The following is a 19,657-nucleotide window of genomic DNA, read 5'->3' on the forward strand; positions in this document are numbered from 1 at the left end:
TCTTCGAGTTATTTGGTTCAAAAAAAGATAGTCAACGTAGATATATTTTCTAAAAGGTTATTGGTTTCTGCTTTTTCAAACCTCTTATCAGAAACAATAATGGTTATGTAAACATGTCTTTTTTAAAATTGTTGTTTGGAAGAATCCGCGAGACTCCTGTGGAAGAATGATCCAAGCGAGACCCCGCAGAGCGTTCGTTTTCTCGAGGAGGCTCGCGAATCATCCACGGAAAGGGAGCGGTAATTTTTCCAAACAACCTTCCATGATAACCAAGCAACAAAATAATTACAAAAGGCGCTATGAGTTTTTCTTACACTGTATCGATTTATGTTATGGGGAAAAATCATTTATAGAGAAGACATTAATTAGGTGGAAGAAATCAATCTAAAGAGTTTGTTCAAAAAAATAATTTATTAATTGAAGGAGGTGATATCCTATGCAGATTCATATTTTCTTTTTTACAATTTGGATAAGAAAGCGGAAATATACACAAGAAGACGCTGAACGTGAAAAACATTTTCAAGATTGTGTTGAACGTAAAAGGGCTCTCGATGTGAAGCATTATTTTCATTACTAAGATTTAAAAATACTTAAGAAGAAAGGAGAAGATAGCTATGATTAATTTTATCTTATCGTCATTATTAAAGGTTAAACTGCCAAAGGGGAAGGGGTTTGTTTAGCGAAGTTAAAGTTGAAATCTCAAATCATAAATAATGCACAAATTATAACAGACCAAAAAAAGCAAGGACGTCATATAAGACGTCCTTGCTTTTTTCATTCGAGTCGCTCATTTAGTGTAAAGAAAATATTGCACTAAATTTCGGGGTTTACAACGATGACTTCAGTTACTTTTTCTTGATATCTATCCAGTTGCTCTTCAGATAACGCGGCATCTGTTATCACCATACGGACATTTTCAATAGGTAACCAACGAACTAATGATTTTTGATCAAATTTACTATGATCGGCCAGAACAATGATTGTTTCGCTAAGGTCTGCAATACGTTTCTTTGTTTTTGCCTGCATTTCATGACTGTCGCTTACTCCCCATTCACTGTGAATCGCCGCACTGGAAATAAAAAACTTATCGATATGATAATCATTAATGACCTTATCTGAAGAGATACCGACCAATGACATAGATTCATGTCTTAAATATCCACCAGTTAAGATTACGGTAATCTTTTTTTTCTTCGCGAGTTCAATAGATACTTGAATCGAGTTGGTGATCACAGTAAGTGGTTTATTTTCTATGTTTTTGGCGATTTGCAAACATGTGCTGCTTGCATCGATTGCAATAATTTCTCCCTCTTCAATCAAGCTGCATGCCTTTTTTGCAATGGCATTTTTTTCAGGTAAATATTTTTTTTCGCGTTCTAATGCGGGTGTCTCAAATCCTTCAGATTTCTTTTCGATGGCACCACCGCGAATTCTAATTAAAAAATTCTGCTCTTCAAGGATTTCTAGGTCCCTTCGAATTGTTTCTTCTGTAACTTCTAATGAACTGCTCAACTCTGTAACCTTTAATTTATCTTTATGATCAAAAAAACGCAGAATTTTTTTGTGCCTCTTATCTGCCTTTGATTCTTTACCATTATTTAGAGACATTACTGCCACCACTCCATGCGATTCGTCTTGTTTACTATTATATATCCATAACTAGGTTTAAGCCAAGTATATTACGAAGATTATTTTTGAAAAATAAAAAATAATCTTCGTAATAAAGAAAATAATGTTGTAAACAGAAAATAATAGTTTTATAATAGACGTAGTGAAAGAATCTATTACATTCAAAGCGGAGGTTATTATGGTTAAAAACTTATGGGATAAGCAAGAAGCTACGGCATTGAATACTGGTTTAGATGAGTTAGTGTATCGTTCTAATTTAATTGGTTCTGATCGTGCAGTCTGTAACTGGGGCGGCGGAAATACATCTATGAAAACAATCGAAAAGGATTTCCGTGGACGGGATATCGAGGTAATGTGGGTGAAAGGAAGCGGGTCAGATCTCGCTACCATGAAGCACAAGAATTTTACCGGCTTGAATATGGAGGATATTCGTCCTTTGCTAGAACGTGACGAAATGCCAGATCAAGAGATGGTAGATTACTTGTCTCATTGTATGATTGACAGTAAACATCCGCGTTCTTCGATAGAGACGCTATTACATGCATTTTTACCATTTAAACATGTGGATCATACTCATCCGGATGCAATAATCAGTCTATGTTGTGCGGATAATGGTAAAGAACTTGCGAAAGAAATATTTGGTGATAGATTTGTATGGGTTCCATATGTACGACCTGGCTTTACGCTTTCTAAAATGATTGCAGAAGGTGTGCAAAACAATCCAAATGCAGACTTGGTATTGATGGAAAAACACGGTTTGGTTGTTTGGGGAGAAACATCAAAAGAAAGTTATGATAAAACAATCTCTGTGATTAACGAAGCAGAGGCATTCATTAATGAAAAAGCAAAAGGACAAGAAGCATTTGGTGGAGCGAAATATACGAGTCTTTCTAAAGCAGATCGAGAAGATGTATTAGCTTCGATCTTGCCATATTTAAGAGGACAAGTGTTTGAAGAGAAAGCAATGATTTTGGCTTTTGATGATAATGATGACGTGCTTGAATTTGTAAACAGTCATAATGCGAAATCACTTTCTCAAGTTGGAGCTGCTTGCCCGGATCATCTCGTGCACACAAAACGTGTTCCATTATATCTTGACTGGGATCCAGCTTCAAAAGATATAGACGCATTAAAGGCAACGATTGAAGCAGGCGTTCAGGCTTATAAAGAGGACTATCAAGCATATTTTGAAAGAAATAAAAATGAAGGAGATGTTATGTTTGAACCATCTCCGCGTGTCATTTTAATTCCAGGTCTAGGTTTGGTGAAAACAGGTAAAAACCTTACGATGGCAAATGTAAGTGGTGCTCTTTATAATCGAGCTGTTCAAGTAATAAAAGGAGCGACAGCATTAGGAGAATTTGTGTCTCTCAGTGAGAATGAATCCTATGAAATCGAATACTGGCCACTGGAGCTTTATAAGCTGTCGTTAGCACCTGCTGAAGCAGAATTTTCACGTAAAGTAGCTCTTGTAACCGGTGGAGCAGGTGGAATTGGCAGTGAAACATGCCGTACATTTGTTGAGCAAGGAGCGCACGTCGCGGTTACTGACTTAAATCTAGAAGGTGCTGAAAAAGTAGCACAAGAAATAAATGAGAAGTATGGTGAAGGCCGTGCTACAGCAATTAAAATGGATGTAACGAAAGAAGAAGATATTCAAGCAGCATACAGAACCGTTGCCTTAACTTATGGTGGTGTAGATACGATCGTAAATAATGCTGGATTAGCAACATCTAGTCCATTCGAAGAGACAACGTTGAAAGAATGGGAATTGAATATGAATGTGCTCGGTACAGGTTATTTCTTAGTAGCGCGAGAAGCATTCAAGCAAATGAAAATTCAAGGATACGGTGGAAGTATGGTATTTGTTGGATCGAAAAATTCTGTTTATGCCGGTAAAAGTGCATCTGCTTATAGTTCTGTGAAGGCGCTTGAAACTCATCTCGCACGATGTATTGCTGCAGAAGGTGGAGAACATGGAATTCGTGTAAACTCAGTCTTACCTGATGCTGTTCTTCAAGGCTCTGCTATTTGGGGATCAGCTTGGAGAGAAGAGCGGGCAGCTGCCTACGGTATTGAACCACATGAATTAGAAGACCACTATAAAAAACGAACAATTTTAGGTGTACACATCCTGCCTAAGGATATCGCTGAGACGATCTCATTCCTTGCATCATCTAAATCAGCTAAAACTACTGGTTGTATGGTTACGGTTGATGGCGGTGTGCCAGCAGCATTTACAAGATAAAGAAGTTTTATTCCAACCAGCAATAATAACAGGGGGACAGGATCATGAGTGAAAGACTTGGTCAAAAGAATTGGTTTATTGCCGATGGGTTTATTCCACCAATAAGTAACGGAGATCAAGAAAGTCATGAATCTATATGTGTGTTAAATTGTAATCTCGAGCAAGTTGAACTCGAAGTAATTGTTTATTTTGAGGACCGAGATCCTTTAGAAGGATTATTTTATTCAATAGAAGGAAGAAGAACGAAGCATATACGTACTTCTTGGTTGAAAAATGACCAAGGAGAACAAATTCCACCAGGGGTTCCATATGCGATGGAAATACGGAGTAATCAAGCTATTATTGTCCAATATAGTAGATTGGATTCTACTCAAAAAGAGTTGGCATTAATGACAACCATGGGATATTCGTAAGAAAAACGGCATAGCCGTCTTTTATTAAATACAGCGTTAGCTTCCACCGCTCCGAGTAGCACCTACGTAGTGCGTGTAGGTGCTACTCGAGAGGAGGGTGGGTTTCCCTTGATACTTGCGGTGTGAAGGTAGCTGCCAATTTTATAAATTCTTATTTCTCTAAATAAAAAGAGCTGACATCTTTACGTTGATGTCAGTTCTTTTTTTTGGTTGTTGATTCCATTTACAGAGAATTTGAATTCGAGGTGGACGCTTTCTACCATGATAAGAAGGTAATTAAATAGATGAAAATAACATAGTATTTTTAACCCTGTGCAAATAAAGACTATCTATGCTTCCTATGATAAGATGAGATTAATTGCTCTGACAGGGAGATGGATAGATTGAAAAGCAATCTTTTAGACGAACTAATGACACTGACAGAAGAAGAAAAAGAGATTCTAGAATTTAAAAATAATGTGATGAAGGATATCTATACGAGTCAAACTAATTTTGTTATTGAAAGTGAGAAGTTTCTTTCAAAGGACCATATGATTACGTTGCGTAAACATACACGTTTCATTGATTTCCCTAAACATAAGCATGATTATATTGAGATAAATTATGTGTACAATGGAAGTTTTCATCAAAGAATCGGAAATGAAGAGATTTCTTTAGGAAAAGGAGAAATGGTGTTTTTAAACCAGCATATCGAACATGAAATAAAAGCATGCTCGGAAGAAGACATCATTATTAACTTTATTATTCAACCCCGATTTTTCGAATTTATTTTCTCATATTTAAATTCGGAAAACATGGTTAGTGATTTTTTAATAAATAGCCTTTATAGCTCTACTCAAAAAGGGCAGTACCTCTATTTTCAAGTAGCGCATATCGATAACATACAGGATTTAATGAAGAAAATTATCGACGAAATGATGCGTCCTACGTTATTATCCGACTCTTCCATCAAGCTGTATATGGGTCTGTTTATTATCGAACTAATCAAGAATTCTGATAAAATTGTAAAAAAACATACCTATTCCATGCAGCATTATTTGATTGTAGAAGTGTTGAAGTATATTGAAGAGAATTACCGTAACGCTACACTTTATGAGGTTTCTGATCGTCTTAATCAAACTCATTATTCGTTAAGTAAAGCTATTAAAAAGGCAACTTCATTTACATTTAAAGAACTATTGCAGGAACGCAGGCTTAATAAAGCGAAGGAATTTCTTGAAAATACAACATTACCAATTGCGGAAATTGTAGATAAAGTAGGATATGAAAATATCAGTTATTTTTATCGTATTTTCAAAAAGAGATATCATCTTACCCCGAAAGCATATCGAGACCAATAATGCAGGTAAGTATGGATTTAAAAGATTTAATTCATTCCAAGGATAGCGAGGTAAATCCTATCTCTTTCTTCTAACTATTACGAATGAGTGCAAATAAGGACATAAAAAAGATGAGAGACGTTATTTCCAGATCATGAAGTAGCACGTAAAATAGAGATTAAAGTAAACGTTTGCAATTAGGAGGGTGTTTATGAACAAGACTAGCATAGCCGTGGATATCGGAGCTTCCAGTGGAAGATTAATAGCTGGAAGTCTGGAGGCTGGTAAATTAAAGCTAGAAGAAGTCCATCGCTTTAATAATGAATTAATCAAAAAAGGCGATCATTTCTGTTGGGATATTGATAAACTATTTTCTGAAATCAAAACAGGACTGAAAGAGTGTCACGCCAAAGGTATCACGCCATCTAGTATTGGCATTGATACATGGGCGGTGGATTTTGTATTACTTGATGAGAATGATAACCTTCTGACAGATGCAGTAGCATACAGAGATCCTCGAACAGATGGAATGATGGAAGAAGTCTTCGAAATTATATCGAAAGAAAGACTATATTTAGAAACAGGAATACAATTTCAAAAGTTCAATACAATTTACCAATTATATTCCTTAAAGAAAAACTATCCGGAAGTTTTAAAAAAAGCAAAAACGTTTTTAATGATCCCGGATTACTTAAATTTTTTACTTACAGGCATCAAGTCTAATGAATATACAAATGCGACATCCACACAGCTTGTTAATGCCTTTACGAAAAAGTGGGATATGGAATTAATAGAAAGTCTGGGGATTAACAAGGAAATGTTTCAAACAATTCAACCACCAAAAACAATCCTAGGTCTTTTTAAGGCATCTATAGTTGAAGAAACCGGAATCGATATGGATGTTGTCCTTCCTGCCACCCATGATACAGGTTCTGCAGTTATTGCTGTTCCGGAAATAGAAGGAACCATTTACATTAGTTCTGGAACATGGTCTCTAATAGGGGTTGAAAATCACTTTCCTATCTGTGTGACAAAAGCACTCGATTACAATTTCACCAATGAAGGCGGCATTGATTACCAGTTTCGTTTTTTGAAAAATATCATGGGTCTTTGGATGATTCAGGAAGTAAAACGAAATTATCAGGATCAGTACACATTTGCAGAACTCGTAAAACTTGCAAAGGAACCAGAACACTTTACCTCAACTGTAAATGTGGATGATGAGAGATTCCTTAAGCCAGAAAATATGATTGAGGAGATCAAAAATTATTGCAGCGAAACGAATCAGAGTGTCCCTACAACACCTGGGGAGATATCTAAATGTGTCTTTGACAGTTTAGTTGTTAGTTATCAATCAGCAATTCGTCAAATTGAAGAGATTTACGAGAAGCAGTTTACTAAAGTGAATGTCATTGGTGGAGGCTGTCAAAATGAATTACTAAATCAACTCATTGCTAATGCGACGGGCAAAGAAGTAAATGCAGGACCAATAGAAGCAACGGCAATTGGCAATGTTACAGCCCAACTCTTAGCTTTAGGGGAGTTAAAAAATGTAAGAGAAGCCCGTTCGATAATCAAGGAATCATTTGATGTAAAAACATACACAAGGAGTGAGTTAGGATGACAGTAAAAGAAAATTTTGAACTAGCTAAAAAAGCATATGAAAAATGGGATATTGATATTGATCACGTATTTGCACAATTGAAGCAAGTACCGATCTCGATACATTGTTGGCAAGGAGATGACATTGGTGGTTTTGAAGTGAATCAGAGTGAACTCTCAGGTGGAATAGAAGTAACGGGTGACTATCCGGGAAAAGCTACAACTCCTGAAGAATTACGGCAGGATATTGAAAAAGCATTATCATTAATCCCTGGAAAACATCGGATTAATCTGCATGCGATTTATGCAGAAACAGATGGAATCGCAGTTGAGCGGGATGAATTAGAACCAAAACACTTTGAAAAATGGGTGCAATGGGCAAAGAAAAATGGTTTAGGATTAGATTTCAACCCTACTCTCTTTTCCCATGAAAAAGCATCTTCAGGATTGACATTATCTCATCCGGATAAAGAAATTCGCCAGTTTTGGATAGATCATTGTATCGCCAGCCGAAAAATAGGAGAATATTTCGGGAAAGAGCTTGGTACACCATGCCTAACAAATATTTGGATTCCGGATGGATATAAAGATACTCCAAGTGATCGATTAACACCGCGAAGAAGATTAAAAGAATCTTTAGATGAAATATACGCTGTAAAGCTTGATGAGAAGTTTAATATCGATGCTGTGGAAAGTAAAGTTTTCGGAATTGGTTCAGAATCTTATGTTGTAGGTTCGCATGAATTTTATTATGGATATGCATTGAAAAATGATAAATTATGTTTACTGGACACGGGACACTATCATCCAACTGAAATGGTATCTAATAAGATTTCCTCTATGCTTTTATACAGCGAGAAATTGGCGCTACACGTATCAAGACCAGTTCGCTGGGACAGTGATCACGTCGTCACATTAGATGATGAATTAAAAGAATTGGCACTTGAAATTGTTCGGAATGACGCTCTCAATCGAGTGATTATTGGCTTGGACTTCTTTGACGCCAGTATTAACCGTGTTGCAGCCTGGACGATTGGGACAAGAAATATGATTAAAGCACTGATGCTTGGAATGCTTATGCCAAACGAGCATTTAAAACAGCTCCAGGAAGACGGAAATTTCACAGAACGCTTAGCACTTCTAGAGGAGTTTAAAACATATCCATTTGGTGCCATTTGGGATTATTACTGCGAGACAATGGGAGTACCAGAAAGAGAAAACTGGTTAAATGACGTGAAGCAATATGAGAAAGAAGTATTATCACACAGAGAGTAAATAATATTGTTCAAAACGTTAATTCTGTTACAGGAATTAACGTTTTATTTTAGAAAAGGTAGAAAAGCTATAGATACGGACCGTGTTTTCTTGAGGGAGAATGGCGAAAGCTCACGCTATATTCAATAGAAGATGCTACGCGTTTCCCTTACTTCAATCGGTTCAACTGATTCAAATCAGAACCTTCATAAGGTATGATTAATGAAACGGATGAAAGAGGTGATAGTCAGTGAAGGAAACGAGCTTGTATCAAACTCTGTCAAGAGAAAGAGAAGTCCACCCTGAAGTAACCTTCTATTATTTTAAACAATGGAGTAATTATGAAATGTCAGAGGCCTACGCTCATGAAGCGATTGAGATTATGTATGTACTATCCGGGAAGGCTCAAGTAGAGATCGAACAGGAATCGTTCATGCTAAAAGAAGGTCAGTTCATCTTGATTGATTCCTTGATTGCCCACAGGCTTATCGCTAAATCTTCTATTCCGTGCAGAATGTTGAATGTGGAGTTTACTTGGAAAAGTAAAGAGGGTAGTTTTCCATCTTTGAAGGACTTGGCCAAGGAAAATGATAATCTGTTAGAATTACTAAAAACACCAATATCCTTTCTTCTTCTTCAAGATGGTAATGACATCGCAACGACATTAAAACGTTTAGTCCTCGAATTAGATTCGAAAGGGAGTAACCCAATAATGGTAAAACTGATGTTTACGGAACTCTTCCTACAAATAGCTACATTAAAAAAATCGGACGCTACTTTTTCCTCTCAACTAAAAAATCGAAATGTGTACATAAAAAAAGCTGTTGAATATATTCATCATCATTATGACTGTCCACTCTTAATTGATGATATTGCAGAAGTAATTCATTTGAACGCTAGCTATTTGCAACGTATATTCAAAACAGAGATGGGCTGTACTATTATGGAGTATTTAACGTCGATACGGATTGAAAAAGCAAAAATGCTGTTAAGAAACTCAGTTATTCCAATCACTGAGATCTCGGAGTATATCGGTTTGAATAGTAGACAGCATTTTAGTTATTTATTCAAAAAAGAGACCGGATATAGTCCAAGTAAGTTTCGAGGTGACATTGAGTTGAAACGGTAAATGCAGTTTTAGCAACAAATATTATTGTCTTTGGTCAGAATAAGAGAGTCCTTTGGAATGTCAAATGTCAGAATTTCTTACCTTTGTAATTAAATTAGTTATTATTTTGAAAGCGTTACAACGCCAATTTGAATTAGAATTAAACTAATCTTAATTATAGGAGGAATGAAAAACATGTCATTTAAAGTTACATTTATTGGTGCAGGTAGTATTGGATTTACTCGTGGGTTATTAAGAGATTTACTTGCTGTAGCGGAGTTCAAATCAATTAAGGTAGCTTTTACAGATATAAATAAGCGGAATCTTGAAATGGTGAGGGATATTCAAATCGAGGCGTCGACAGATCGTCGCCAAGCATTAAAAGATGCTAACTATATTTTTAATGTTGTCAGAATTGGCGGATTAGAGGCTTTTGAATCAGACATAGAAATTCCTCTCAAGTACGGTGTTGATCAATGTGTCGGGGACACTCTTTGCGCCGGTGGAATTATGTATGGACAACGGGGGATTGCAGAAGTGTTACGCATTTGCGAGGACATACGTGAAGTTTCTGACCCAGAATGTCTTTTATTAAATTACGCGAACCCAATGGCCATGATTACGTGGGCGTGCAACAAGTATGGTGGAGTTAAAACAGTTGGTTTATGTCACGGTGTGCAAGGTGGGCACAAACAAATTGCTGACGTGTTTGAGCTCGAAAAAGACGAAGTTGATATTATTTGCGCTGGAATTAACCACCAAACGTGGTATATTAGTATTCAACATAACGGGGACGATCTTACAGGAAAGGTCCTAGATGCTTTCGAAAATCACTCGGAATTTAAAGATACAGAAAAGGTACGTATCGATATGATTCGCAGGTTTGGTTATTATAGTACCGAATCTAACGGTCATTTAAGCGAATATCTTCCTTGGTATAGGAAGCGATCAGAGGAGATCAAGGATTGGATTGATTTAGGAACATGGATAAATGGAGAAACTGGTGGCTATTTAAGAGTTTGTACGGAAGGACGTCATTGGTTTGAAACAGACTTTCCTAACTGGTTAAAGGATCCTGCTCTTGAATATAAAGAAGAAAATCGAAGTGAAGAACATGGTTCTTATATTTTAGAAGGGATAGAGACTGGAAGAGTTTATCGAGGACACTTCAATATGGTAAACGATGGGATCATTACAAATTTGCCGAATGACGCAATCATAGAAGCTCCGGGATACGTGGATCGAAACGGAATTAATATGCCAGTAGTGGGTGAATTACCGATGGGACCAGCGGCAGTCTGTAATGTAAGTGTGTCTGTGCAGCGACTGGCAGTAGAGGCGGCCGTTCACGGAGATGATATGTTACTTCGTCAGGCATTCATGATGGATCCTCTTGTGGGGGCTGTTTGCAATCCACCTGAAATTTGGCAGATGGTAGACGAAATGCTAGTTTCACAGCAGCAATGGTTACCTCAATTTAAGGATGCGATAGAATCTGCGAGTATCAGGATGGAATCAGGAGATCTCCTTCCTACGAGAGAATATCAAGGTGCTGCACGCATCAAGACGAAAACAGTAGAAGAAATGCAGGGAAACCGTGACGAAGCGAATCGGAATGCGGGAGAAGCGGATAAGGCGAAGGAAAGACCAGCGCAATAAAAAGTAAATGTAAACAGTAAAAGAGTTCAGAATGTCTCCTGAACTCTTTTACCGTTTTTTCTATACTAATCAATGGATACTTGACTCTAGATAACAGTGGTTTTCACTCGTGAAAGATTAATGAATGATATTTCTTTGCTTTGATTCACAAAATTAGGCAGATATCACTATTCAACAGCTGATTCCATTTGTAGATGTTCTTTCTTTTCTTCAATTTTTCCAAAACCTTGTAAGAAAGACCACATATTAATTGCACCAAAAATACTGAAACCTATGATCGGAAAAAGGATTGGAATAGTAAACAATAATAAAACGATTATTGCGTTAGTAATAAGTAAGAGGAAAAACCTGAAAGGCTGTAATAAACTAAGATAAAAAGCGCGTTTGTAATATTCTTTAAAGGAAAGTTTAAAATGAGTTAAAACTGGAAAAATATTGACGATAACAAATAGATAAACTAGTCCTATCATACCAAGAATAACGAGTAAGGCATTGCTCATCCAGTGTGATATTTCAATTAATATAAGAAAATCCACATATAGAAAGATACCTATCATCAAAAGTGGAATTCCTATTACATTTGAATTCTTGAAATTTAGTTTATACTCGTTCCAATAAGTCCCGAAAACCGGGAATTCTTCTTTACCTCGAAACCATCTTCTAAATAACGAAAGCATGGCTATTGTTGAAGGCATAAAGCCAAAAATAACACCACCCAACAGCGTAAAGACTAACCACAGTACATTTACGTAAGTAAATCGCACGAACCATTCGGCTATACGCATGATTCCTGCGTAAGGGTTACTAGTATTCATAAAAAACCTCCTTAAAAATGTTCTTCATTTCAGTAATATATATACTCTCTATTATAATGTTTACATTTATATAAATGTTAAAGGCGTCAGAGTTTCCGAGCGCAATACTTTTATAAAGATATTTCAAACTGTCTATGAAAAGAAAAAATATAACGGATGCACTCCCTTATAGTATACCTTTAATGGTATTTACACAAGATGAAAATAAAAATTAGTATCCGCTTACATTGTTTTTAAAAATACCATTGACTTTAATGATTAATAAAAATACAATACTAACATAAAACAAACTGATTAATAATAACATTAATTAGTTTGCGAGATGATTTCTCAAAAGGAATTTCATCTTTGTAAAGTATAATTTTATTTTAGATTAAGGGGAGGTCAATGATGGAGATTTCGAAAAAGAAAATGGGTGCGTTTTCAATGATTATGGCATCATCAGCGCTACTATTTGCTTGTAGTGGTAGTGGAAGTACAGGTGGTGTGGAAGATAGTGAGGTTGATGAGGACGGAGTTACACATATCAGTCTATCAACTTGGGGGATCCCAGCGGAATTAAAGGTTATGGAAGAGTTGGTTACTAATTTTGAAGAGGAAAACCCTGATATTAACGTAAACTTATTACACATTCCGGATGATTACACAGGTAAAATGAATACGATGCTAGCAGGTGGAACAGCACCTGACGTTGTATTCGCATCAGATGGAGATTTTGGTGGATGGGCACGTGCAGGATTGTTTTTAGACATTCAAGAAATGGCTGAAGAAAGTACGATTGACCTTGACGATATGTGGGACACAGCACTCGATCGTTATCGATGGGATGGAAGTCGTCGTGGACAAGGTAATTTGCATGCGCTACCAAAAGATATCGGACCGTCTGCTATCTACTATAATAAAGACCTCTTTGATGAAGCAGGAGTTGAATACCCAGATCCAGTAGAACCTATGACTTGGGATGAGTTGTTAGAGACCGCAAAAGCATTAACTGATGCTGAAAAAGATCAATTTGGTCTTGGACCTATCTGGTGGGAAGGCTTTGTATGGTCAAATGGAGGAGAGTTCCTTAGTGAAGATCTAACTGAGTTTATCCTTCATGAAGAAGAAGGTGTTGAAGCATTGCAATTTGTTGCTGATTTAACAAATGTTCACAAAGTAGCTCCGAATTCGCATCAACTTGATGCGATGGATGCAGACCAAATGTTTGAAACTGGACGTATAGCTATGAACATGGCAGGTCGTTGGATGGTTCCAGATTATCGTGAAATGAACTTTGACTGGGATGTAGCTCCAATGCCACAAGGGCCTACAGGAATTTCAACAAACTGGTCAGGTTCTGTAGGTTATGCAATTAATGATAAAACAAATTTCCCAGAAGCTTCATTTAAACTGGTTGAGTATTTAGCTGGTGAGCGTGGTCAAGAGATTCAAACTGAACTTGGCTTTGCAATTCCAACTTATGAATCATTAGCAGAAACAGATGTCTTTCTTCAACCAGATCAAAAACCAGCGAATGCGGAAGCTTTCATTATCGGAGCAAAAACGCAACGCCCTGGACCTTGGAATATCACGCCGAATAATCGTTGGTTAGATGAATTGAACCAAAATTTAGGTGACGTTATGAATGGTGAAAGATCTGCTGAAGAAGTGTTAAATGAAATACAGCCTGCCGTTCAAGAGTTCCTTGAGGCTGGCAACCCTGAAATCTTTGGTGAAGAAGTAACAGAGGAAGATCTTGAACTTCATATTGATGAAGACATTGAACTTGATGATGAACTTAAAGAATTAGAAGAAAGAGAATAGTTAGATAATTACGGACTAAAAGAATATTTTAAATATCTATATCGGGGGGGATAGAACCCCTCGATATTTTCGTAATAAAACGTAATGTAAGGAGAGGTGAGATCTGTGGCTGTGAATACATCAACAAACGAAGAAAAACCGTTAAATAGTGGACCTGAAGTTCCGTTAAATAAGAAAAAAAAGTGGAATAAAGAATATACATGGGGCTACCTATTTATAGCTCCACCGCTTATTGGATTTGTGCTATTTGCTTTTCTACCAATACTTTATTCAGTATATGTAAGTTTTACTAATTATGATTTGTATAATGATCCTGTTTGGATTGGGGCAGATAACTATACGCGTTTGTTTTTTGAAGATGCTCTTTTTAGGAAAACAATTCTTAATACATTTTATGCTGCAGTAGGGATTCCTTTGGGGATGATCGTTTCCTTAGGGATTGCTATGGCACTTAACCAGAAAATTAGAGGGATTTCTATATTTAGAACGGCATTTTTTCTCCCAGCAGTAAGTTCTGTCGTTGCAGTCACTCTTTTATTCCGTTGGATTTTTAATGCAGACTTCGGGCTATTAAACATCGGTCTTGGTTTCATCGGAATTGATGGACCTAACTGGTTAACGAGTGAAACATGGGCGATGCCTGCTTTGATTATTCAAGGTATATGGGGTGGTTTAGGTATTAACATGATATTGTATCTGGCAGCATTGCAAGGTGTAAATAGAGCATTATATGAAGCAGCAGACATCGATGGAGGAAATGGGTGGCAAAAGTTCCGCTACATAACAATCCCTTCGATTTCACCAACAACGTTCTTTATTTTGATTACATCGACGATTGGTGCTTTGCAAGATTTCCAAAGGTTTATGATTATGACAGAAGGTGGACCGAACTATTCAACTATCACCGTAGTTTATTATATTTATAACAATGCCTTTAGTTATATGGAAATGGGCTATGCCTCAGCGATGGCTTGGCTTCTCGGTATTATCATACTGATCATTACACTGATTAACTTTAAAGTAGCGCAAAAATGGGTTCATTACTAGAAAGGGGTGGAGAGACATGGCAGATCAACGCAATTGGTATCAAAGTAAAGAAAAAGTAAGGAAAATGAAAAAATTATTCTCTTACATCTTCCTGACTATTGGTGGATTATTTATGGCTATTCCAGTCATTTGGATGATTTCAACTTCCTTAAAAAATAAAGGTGATATTTTTACAATGCCTCCGGAATTTATTCCGTTGAATCCTACGTTTGACAACTATATACGAATTTTTGTTGAATCGGATATCGTTCGAGGGTTTATGAACACGATGATTATTATTCTACCAACGACGTTTATAGGTGTTTTCGCGGCTGCTTTGGCTGCATTCGCATTTGCAAAATTAAATTTCCCTGGAAGAAACAAGTTATTTTTCTTTCTTATCGCAACAATGATGTTACCTGGTATTGTTGTATTAGTTCCGCAATTTATCCTTTTCCGTACGATAGGATGGTTAGATACGTTCCTTCCACTTATGGTGCCTGGATTCTTTGGTGCTGCAATGGCAGTTTTCTTCTTGCGTCAATTCTTTATGGGAATTCCGGATGATTTGATTGAAGCAGCAAAAATTGATGGACTGAGTTACTTTGGTATCTTTCGCGTCATCATGGTTCCGTTAGCTAAACCGGCCATTGTTACACAGGTCATTCTGGGATTACTAGCTGGGTATAATGATTTTATGGGTCCATTAATCTATTTAAATTCACCAGAAAACTTCACGTTACAACTTGTTCTAGCATCATTTCGAGGTTATTACACTTCCGATTGGGGCCTAATCATGGCAGGTTCTGTATTAGCGTTAATTCCGACGTTACTGGCCTTCTTCTTTGCTCAGAAACAGTTTATTGAAGGGATTACCATGACTGGAGTGAAAGGATAATGAATAAATCGGGTGATGCACTTTCGAGATACCCAATGAACTGGGGAAGTTATAATTGTCATGATCCGTCTATTTTCAAAGCAAGTTCTGGCACATACTATATATTTTCAACAGATACAAAATCTCACTCTAACAAGCATAGCTTTCCTGTAGGGTGTCAGGTCCGGACCTCTGAAGATCTTGTTGAGTGGACATGGCAAGGTACTGCTTTAGAAGGAGTTCCGAGTGAAGCTTATGATTGGACAAGTGCTCAAGGACTTTGGGCACCAGAAGTTGCCTTTTGGGATAATGTATATCACTTGTATTACAGTGCTTCTAATTTTGGCGTAAATCAATCATTTATTGGTTTGGCAACTAGTAATTCTGTTGAAGGACCTTGGGAAGATCAAGGTTTGGTAATAAAGACAAAGAATGGTGTGTCTGCACCAAATGCTATTGATGCGAATATTGTTTTTGATAAACGAAAAGAACCTTATTTATGTTATGGATCCTTTTTTGGTGGCATTTTTTTAAAAGAACTAGATGAACAAACAGGAAAGCCTCTTTACGAAGGAGATGGTTCTTGTATTGCGAAAAGGGACCGGATCACGCGCGAAGGTGCAGTAGAGGGACCTTATATTTATTATCACTCTCAACATGATTATTATTACTTATTTGTTTCTTACGACTCTCTCTTCACGAACTATCATATTCGAGTTGGGAGAGCACGTTCTATTGATGGTCCTTATTTTGATTCTAAAGGTTTCATGATGACAAATGATTCTGAGGAAGTTGCAGACGAAGTTGGAGAAAAAATTCTTGCAGGTTATCGTTTTTCTGATGAAACAGGGTGGATGGCTCCGGGGCATAATTCAATCTTGGATAACGGGGAACGAACTTTTCTAGTTCATCATGCCAGAGAATTAAATAAAAAAGATCTATTTTCTCTTCATATTAGAGAATTAAGATGGCTTTCAGATGGATGGCCTGTAGCAGCAATTGAAAGGTATAAACAAATTCCAGATGACGATATGAATATTCCTCAAGTTGGATGGTATGAAGGCTTTCTTTTTGATAATGCCTTTAACGGTATTCACCAATCAGTTATATTGAACCGTGAATCCATAACTGCTCTTACAATTGATGAAGAGCCCTATGAATTAGTGGGGAACATTGGAGAAAATCAATTATATCGGTCGTTACTAAATGATGAAAATACAATGGAGTGTATTGAATTTAAGGGGTGGGATTGGGAATTACAACAACCTACTTGGCTTATTTCGGGAAGATTATCAAATAAAACCTCCTTTTCCTTTAAAAAGAGGGCTAACTGATGTATTATAGTTAATGAATATATTAATTGATTTATATGAATGGAGTGTATTATATGGTCGCAACGGAAAAAAATCAAAATATCATAATCCAATAGTGAGGCAACGCGCCGATCCATGGATCTATAAACATACCGATGGATATTATTACTTTACTGGTTCAGTTCCTGAATATAATCTTATAGAACTTAGAAGAGCTAAAACAATAAATGGTTTGGCTGACGCAGAAACAAAAGCAGTATGGTATAAACACAGTGAAGGACCAATGAGTGCAAATATTTGGGCACCCGAAATTCATTATATTAATGGCAAATGGTACATATATTTTGCAGCAGCTAAATCCGCTGAAACAAAAGAAGGTCTTTTCGACCATCGAATGTTTGTTTTAGAAACCGATGCAGAAAACCCACTAGAAGGTGAATGGAAAGAAAAAGGGCAAATTAAAACGAAGTGGGAAACATTCGCATTAGATGCAACGACATTTGAACATAAAGGGATATTGTATCTTGTCTGGCCGCAAAAAGATCCAGAGATAATCGGGAATTCCAATCTATATATCGCAGAAATGGAGAATCCTTGGACGATTAAAGGAGAGCAGGTAATGATTACAAAGCCTGAGTATGATTGGGAAATTAAAGGTTTTTTAGTCAATGAGGGACCAGCTGTTATAAAGAGAAACGGTAAAGTATTTATTTCTTATTCTGCTAGTGCAACGAATCATCATTACTGCATGGGACTTTTATCTGCTGATGAGAATGCTAATCTGCTGGATTCATGTAGTTGGGAAAAAGCGAAGCAACCTGTGTTTGAAACTAATGAGACAACGTCCCAATACGGTCCAGGACATAATAGTTTTACTGTATCTGAGGATGGTAATGAAGACGTGATTGTTTATCATGCTCGTAATTACAAGGAAATAGAGGGGGATCCTCTATATGATCCAAACAGACATGCGAGAGCACAAGTATTTAGTTGGGATCAAAATGGAGCTCCTTATTTTGGAATTCCAGAGCCGGACTCAAAGACAAAATAATTTAAGAAAGGATGGGAGAAAATGGCGGAAAACAAAGCAAAAATGATAATCGACAAGGCATTTCGTATTTCCGAAGTTGATGAGCGTATCTATGGATCATTTATTGAACATTTAGGAAGAGCGGTTTATGGTGGTGTGTTCGAGCCGGATCATCCAGATGCAGATGAAAATGGGTTTCGCAAAGACGTCATTAAACTAGTGCAAGAATTACAAGTTCCTATAATCCGTTATCCTGGTGGGAACATGGTATCTGCTTATGATTGGGAGGATGGGGTAGGTCCTAGAAATGAGCGGCCGAAACGTTTAGAACTTGCATGGAGAACAGTGGAAACGAATCAGATGGGCACAAATGAATTCGTAGATTGGTCGAAACAAGTAAATGCGGACGTGATGATGGCGGTAAACTTAGGTACTAGAGGCATCGATGAGGCAAGGAACTATCTTGAATATTGCAATCATCCTGGTGGGACATACTATGGTGATCTTCGTAAGAAACATGGCTATGAGAATCCTCATAATATTAAAACTTGGTGCCTTGGAAATGAAATGGACGGACCTTGGCAGGTGGGACATAAAACAGCTGATGAATACGGAAGGCTTGCATTAGAAACTGGAAAAGCTATGAAACTAGTGGATCCCTCAATCGAGTTAGTCTCGTGTGGAAGTTCGAATACAAAAATGCCAACTTTTCCTGAATGGGAAGCTACGACGTTGGATCATACTTATGAAGTGGCTGATTACGTATCTCTTCACCAATATTACGGAAACCCGGAGAATGATACGGCAAATTACTTAGCGAAATCAATGGATATGGATCATTTTATCAAAACGGTCATCTCTACGTGTGATTATATAAAAGCAAAGAAACGTAGTAAAAAAACGATGAATCTAAGTTTTGATGAGTGGAATGTTTGGTATCATTCTCACCAGCAGGATCAGGAGATTGATCCTTGGTCTGTTGCACCTCCACAATTGGAAGACGTTTATAACTTTGAAGACGCCTTATTAGTAGGATCTATGCTTATGAGCTTTTTGCACACGCTGATCGAGTGAAAATGGCGTGTATGGCTCAGTTAGTAAATGTTATTGCGCCTATAATGACAGAAAATGGTGGAAAAGCTTGGAAACAAACAATTTTCTATCCATATATGCATGTTTCCGTATTTGGCAGAGGAGTTTCTCTTCAGCCGGTCATTTCTTCACCAAAATATGACAGTAAGGAATTCACAGATATTCCTTATATAGATTCAGCAGTTGTCTATAACGAAGAGAAAGAAGAGTTAAATGTTTTTTTAGTGAATCGTCATTTAACGGATAACATAGATTTATCTATTGATGTACGTAGTTTTGAAGAATATCAAATCGTGGAACACATTGTATTGGAACATGACGATATGAAAGCAACGAATACAGTGGTAGAAGAAAAAGTAAAACCGCACACTAAAGGATCTTCTATTTTAAAAGACGGAATGTTAGAAGGAAAATTGTCAAAAGCATCATGGAACGTCATTCGATTGAAAAAGTATTAATAATAGTA

The 19,657-nt window shown here is 37.0% G+C and carries 15 protein-coding genes and 1 pseudogene; 14 read left to right on the forward strand and 2 right to left on the reverse strand.

Going from position 1 to position 19,657, the window contains the following annotated elements:
- Window positions 1-436: 436 nt before the first annotated feature.
- Window positions 437-577: a YrzI family small protein gene (locus ACHABW_RS04955; RefSeq protein ID WP_110934712.1), complete on the forward strand. Its 141-nt coding sequence runs from the start codon at window positions 437-439 to the stop codon at window positions 575-577.
- A 236-nt stretch (window positions 578-813) separates the two neighbouring features.
- Here the strand turns inward: ACHABW_RS04955 and ACHABW_RS04960 are convergent, their stop codons facing one another.
- Window positions 814-1,608, reverse strand: coding sequence for a DeoR/GlpR family DNA-binding transcription regulator (locus ACHABW_RS04960; RefSeq protein ID WP_435754331.1), 795 nt, complete (start codon window positions 1,606-1,608; stop codon window positions 814-816).
- A 199-nt stretch (window positions 1,609-1,807) separates the two neighbouring features.
- On the opposite strand from ACHABW_RS04960, the gene ACHABW_RS04965 reads away from it, so the two are divergent.
- The 7 genes from ACHABW_RS04965 to ACHABW_RS04995 all read left to right on the forward strand — a co-directional run bounded on the left by ACHABW_RS04965 (window position 1,808) and on the right by ACHABW_RS04995 (window position 11,232).
- Entirely contained in the window at window positions 1,808-3,877 is a 2,070-nt protein-coding gene (locus tag ACHABW_RS04965) for a bifunctional aldolase/short-chain dehydrogenase (protein WP_435754332.1), read from the forward strand.
- Between the two features lie 44 nt (window positions 3,878-3,921).
- Window positions 3,922-4,290 (forward strand): sensory rhodopsin transducer, encoded by a 369-nt coding sequence (locus tag ACHABW_RS04970; protein ID WP_435754333.1) that lies wholly within the window; start codon window positions 3,922-3,924, stop codon window positions 4,288-4,290.
- A gap of 383 nt (window positions 4,291-4,673) precedes the next feature.
- The gene (locus ACHABW_RS04975) at window positions 4,674-5,630 is read left to right on the forward strand and encodes an AraC family transcriptional regulator (RefSeq protein WP_435754334.1); all 957 of its coding nucleotides are present in this window, start codon (window positions 4,674-4,676) and stop codon (window positions 5,628-5,630) included.
- A 190-nt stretch (window positions 5,631-5,820) separates the two neighbouring features.
- Window positions 5,821-7,233, forward strand: a complete 1,413-nt coding sequence (gene rhaB / locus ACHABW_RS04980; protein WP_435754335.1) for a rhamnulokinase — start codon at window positions 5,821-5,823, stop codon at window positions 7,231-7,233.
- Window positions 7,230-8,486 carry an L-rhamnose isomerase gene (gene rhaA, locus ACHABW_RS04985; protein ID WP_435754336.1) on the forward strand — a complete coding sequence of 419 codons (1,257 nt, stop codon included), beginning with the start codon at window positions 7,230-7,232 and terminating at the stop codon, window positions 8,484-8,486. Before rhaB ends, rhaA begins: the two co-directional genes overlap by 4 nt.
- A gap of 229 nt (window positions 8,487-8,715) precedes the next feature.
- Window positions 8,716-9,594, forward strand: coding sequence for a helix-turn-helix domain-containing protein (locus ACHABW_RS04990; protein WP_435754337.1), 879 nt, complete (start codon window positions 8,716-8,718; stop codon window positions 9,592-9,594).
- A 174-nt stretch (window positions 9,595-9,768) separates the two neighbouring features.
- The gene (locus tag ACHABW_RS04995) at window positions 9,769-11,232 is read left to right on the forward strand and encodes an alpha-glucosidase/alpha-galactosidase (protein ID WP_435754338.1); all 1,464 of its coding nucleotides are present in this window, start codon (window positions 9,769-9,771) and stop codon (window positions 11,230-11,232) included.
- 167 nt (window positions 11,233-11,399) lie between these two features.
- Here the strand turns inward: ACHABW_RS04995 and ACHABW_RS05000 are convergent, their stop codons facing one another.
- Window positions 11,400-12,047, reverse strand: a complete 648-nt coding sequence (locus ACHABW_RS05000; protein ID WP_435754339.1) for a YesL family protein — start codon at window positions 12,045-12,047, stop codon at window positions 11,400-11,402.
- Between the two features lie 387 nt (window positions 12,048-12,434).
- On the opposite strand from ACHABW_RS05000, the gene ACHABW_RS05005 reads away from it, so the two are divergent.
- The 6 genes and pseudogenes from ACHABW_RS05005 to ACHABW_RS05030 all read left to right on the forward strand — a co-directional run bounded on the left by ACHABW_RS05005 (window position 12,435) and on the right by ACHABW_RS05030 (window position 19,649).
- Window positions 12,435-13,853 (forward strand): ABC transporter substrate-binding protein, encoded by a 1,419-nt coding sequence (locus ACHABW_RS05005; protein WP_435754340.1) that lies wholly within the window; start codon window positions 12,435-12,437, stop codon window positions 13,851-13,853.
- Window positions 13,854-13,958: 105 nt separating this feature from the next.
- A complete protein-coding gene (locus tag ACHABW_RS05010; protein ID WP_435754341.1) occupies window positions 13,959-14,900 on the forward strand; it encodes a carbohydrate ABC transporter permease in 942 nt (313 codons plus the stop codon).
- Window positions 14,901-14,916: 16 nt separating this feature from the next.
- The gene (locus ACHABW_RS05015; RefSeq protein ID WP_435754342.1) at window positions 14,917-15,777 is read left to right on the forward strand and encodes a carbohydrate ABC transporter permease; all 861 of its coding nucleotides are present in this window, start codon (window positions 14,917-14,919) and stop codon (window positions 15,775-15,777) included.
- Window positions 15,777-17,090 carry an arabinan endo-1,5-alpha-L-arabinosidase gene (locus ACHABW_RS05020; protein ID WP_435754343.1) on the forward strand — a complete coding sequence of 438 codons (1,314 nt, stop codon included), beginning with the start codon at window positions 15,777-15,779 and terminating at the stop codon, window positions 17,088-17,090. Before ACHABW_RS05015 ends, ACHABW_RS05020 begins: the two co-directional genes overlap by 1 nt.
- Window positions 17,091-17,103: 13 nt before the next feature.
- Window positions 17,104-18,120, forward strand: coding sequence for a glycoside hydrolase family 43 protein (locus tag ACHABW_RS05025; protein ID WP_435754344.1), 1,017 nt, complete (start codon window positions 17,104-17,106; stop codon window positions 18,118-18,120).
- A gap of 21 nt (window positions 18,121-18,141) precedes the next feature.
- Window positions 18,142-19,649, forward strand: a pseudogene (locus ACHABW_RS05030) (alpha-N-arabinofuranosidase).
- The last annotated feature ends 8 nt before the right edge of the window (window positions 19,650-19,657 follow it).

Source organism: Salipaludibacillus sp. CF4.18, from assembly GCF_051262595.1.
Lineage (GTDB): Bacteria > Bacillota > Bacilli > Bacillales > Salisediminibacteriaceae > Salipaludibacillus > Salipaludibacillus neizhouensis.

Excerpts from the sequence above, each read along its gene's own strand:
- rhaA (WP_435754336.1), top strand. The coding sequence starts at position 7,230 with ATGACAGTAAAAGAAAATTTTGAACTAGCTAAAAAAGCATATGAAAAA.
- ACHABW_RS05025 (WP_435754344.1), top strand. The coding sequence starts at position 17,104 with ATGAATATATTAATTGATTTATATGAATGGAGTGTATTATATGGTCGC.
- ACHABW_RS04960 (WP_435754331.1), bottom strand. The coding sequence starts at position 1,608 with ATGTCTCTAAATAATGGTAAAGAATCAAAGGCAGATAAGAGGCACAAA.
- ACHABW_RS04965 (WP_435754332.1), top strand. The coding sequence starts at position 1,808 with ATGGTTAAAAACTTATGGGATAAGCAAGAAGCTACGGCATTGAATACT.
- ACHABW_RS04995 (WP_435754338.1), top strand. The coding sequence starts at position 9,769 with ATGTCATTTAAAGTTACATTTATTGGTGCAGGTAGTATTGGATTTACT.
- ACHABW_RS05020 (WP_435754343.1), top strand. The coding sequence starts at position 15,777 with ATGAATAAATCGGGTGATGCACTTTCGAGATACCCAATGAACTGGGGA.
- ACHABW_RS05000 (WP_435754339.1), bottom strand. The coding sequence starts at position 12,047 with ATGAATACTAGTAACCCTTACGCAGGAATCATGCGTATAGCCGAATGG.
- ACHABW_RS04970 (WP_435754333.1), top strand. The coding sequence starts at position 3,922 with ATGAGTGAAAGACTTGGTCAAAAGAATTGGTTTATTGCCGATGGGTTT.
- ACHABW_RS05015 (WP_435754342.1), top strand. The coding sequence starts at position 14,917 with ATGGCAGATCAACGCAATTGGTATCAAAGTAAAGAAAAAGTAAGGAAA.
- ACHABW_RS04955 (WP_110934712.1), top strand. The coding sequence starts at position 437 with ATGCAGATTCATATTTTCTTTTTTACAATTTGGATAAGAAAGCGGAAA.
- ACHABW_RS05005 (WP_435754340.1), top strand. The coding sequence starts at position 12,435 with ATGATGGAGATTTCGAAAAAGAAAATGGGTGCGTTTTCAATGATTATG.
- rhaB (WP_435754335.1), top strand. The coding sequence starts at position 5,821 with ATGAACAAGACTAGCATAGCCGTGGATATCGGAGCTTCCAGTGGAAGA.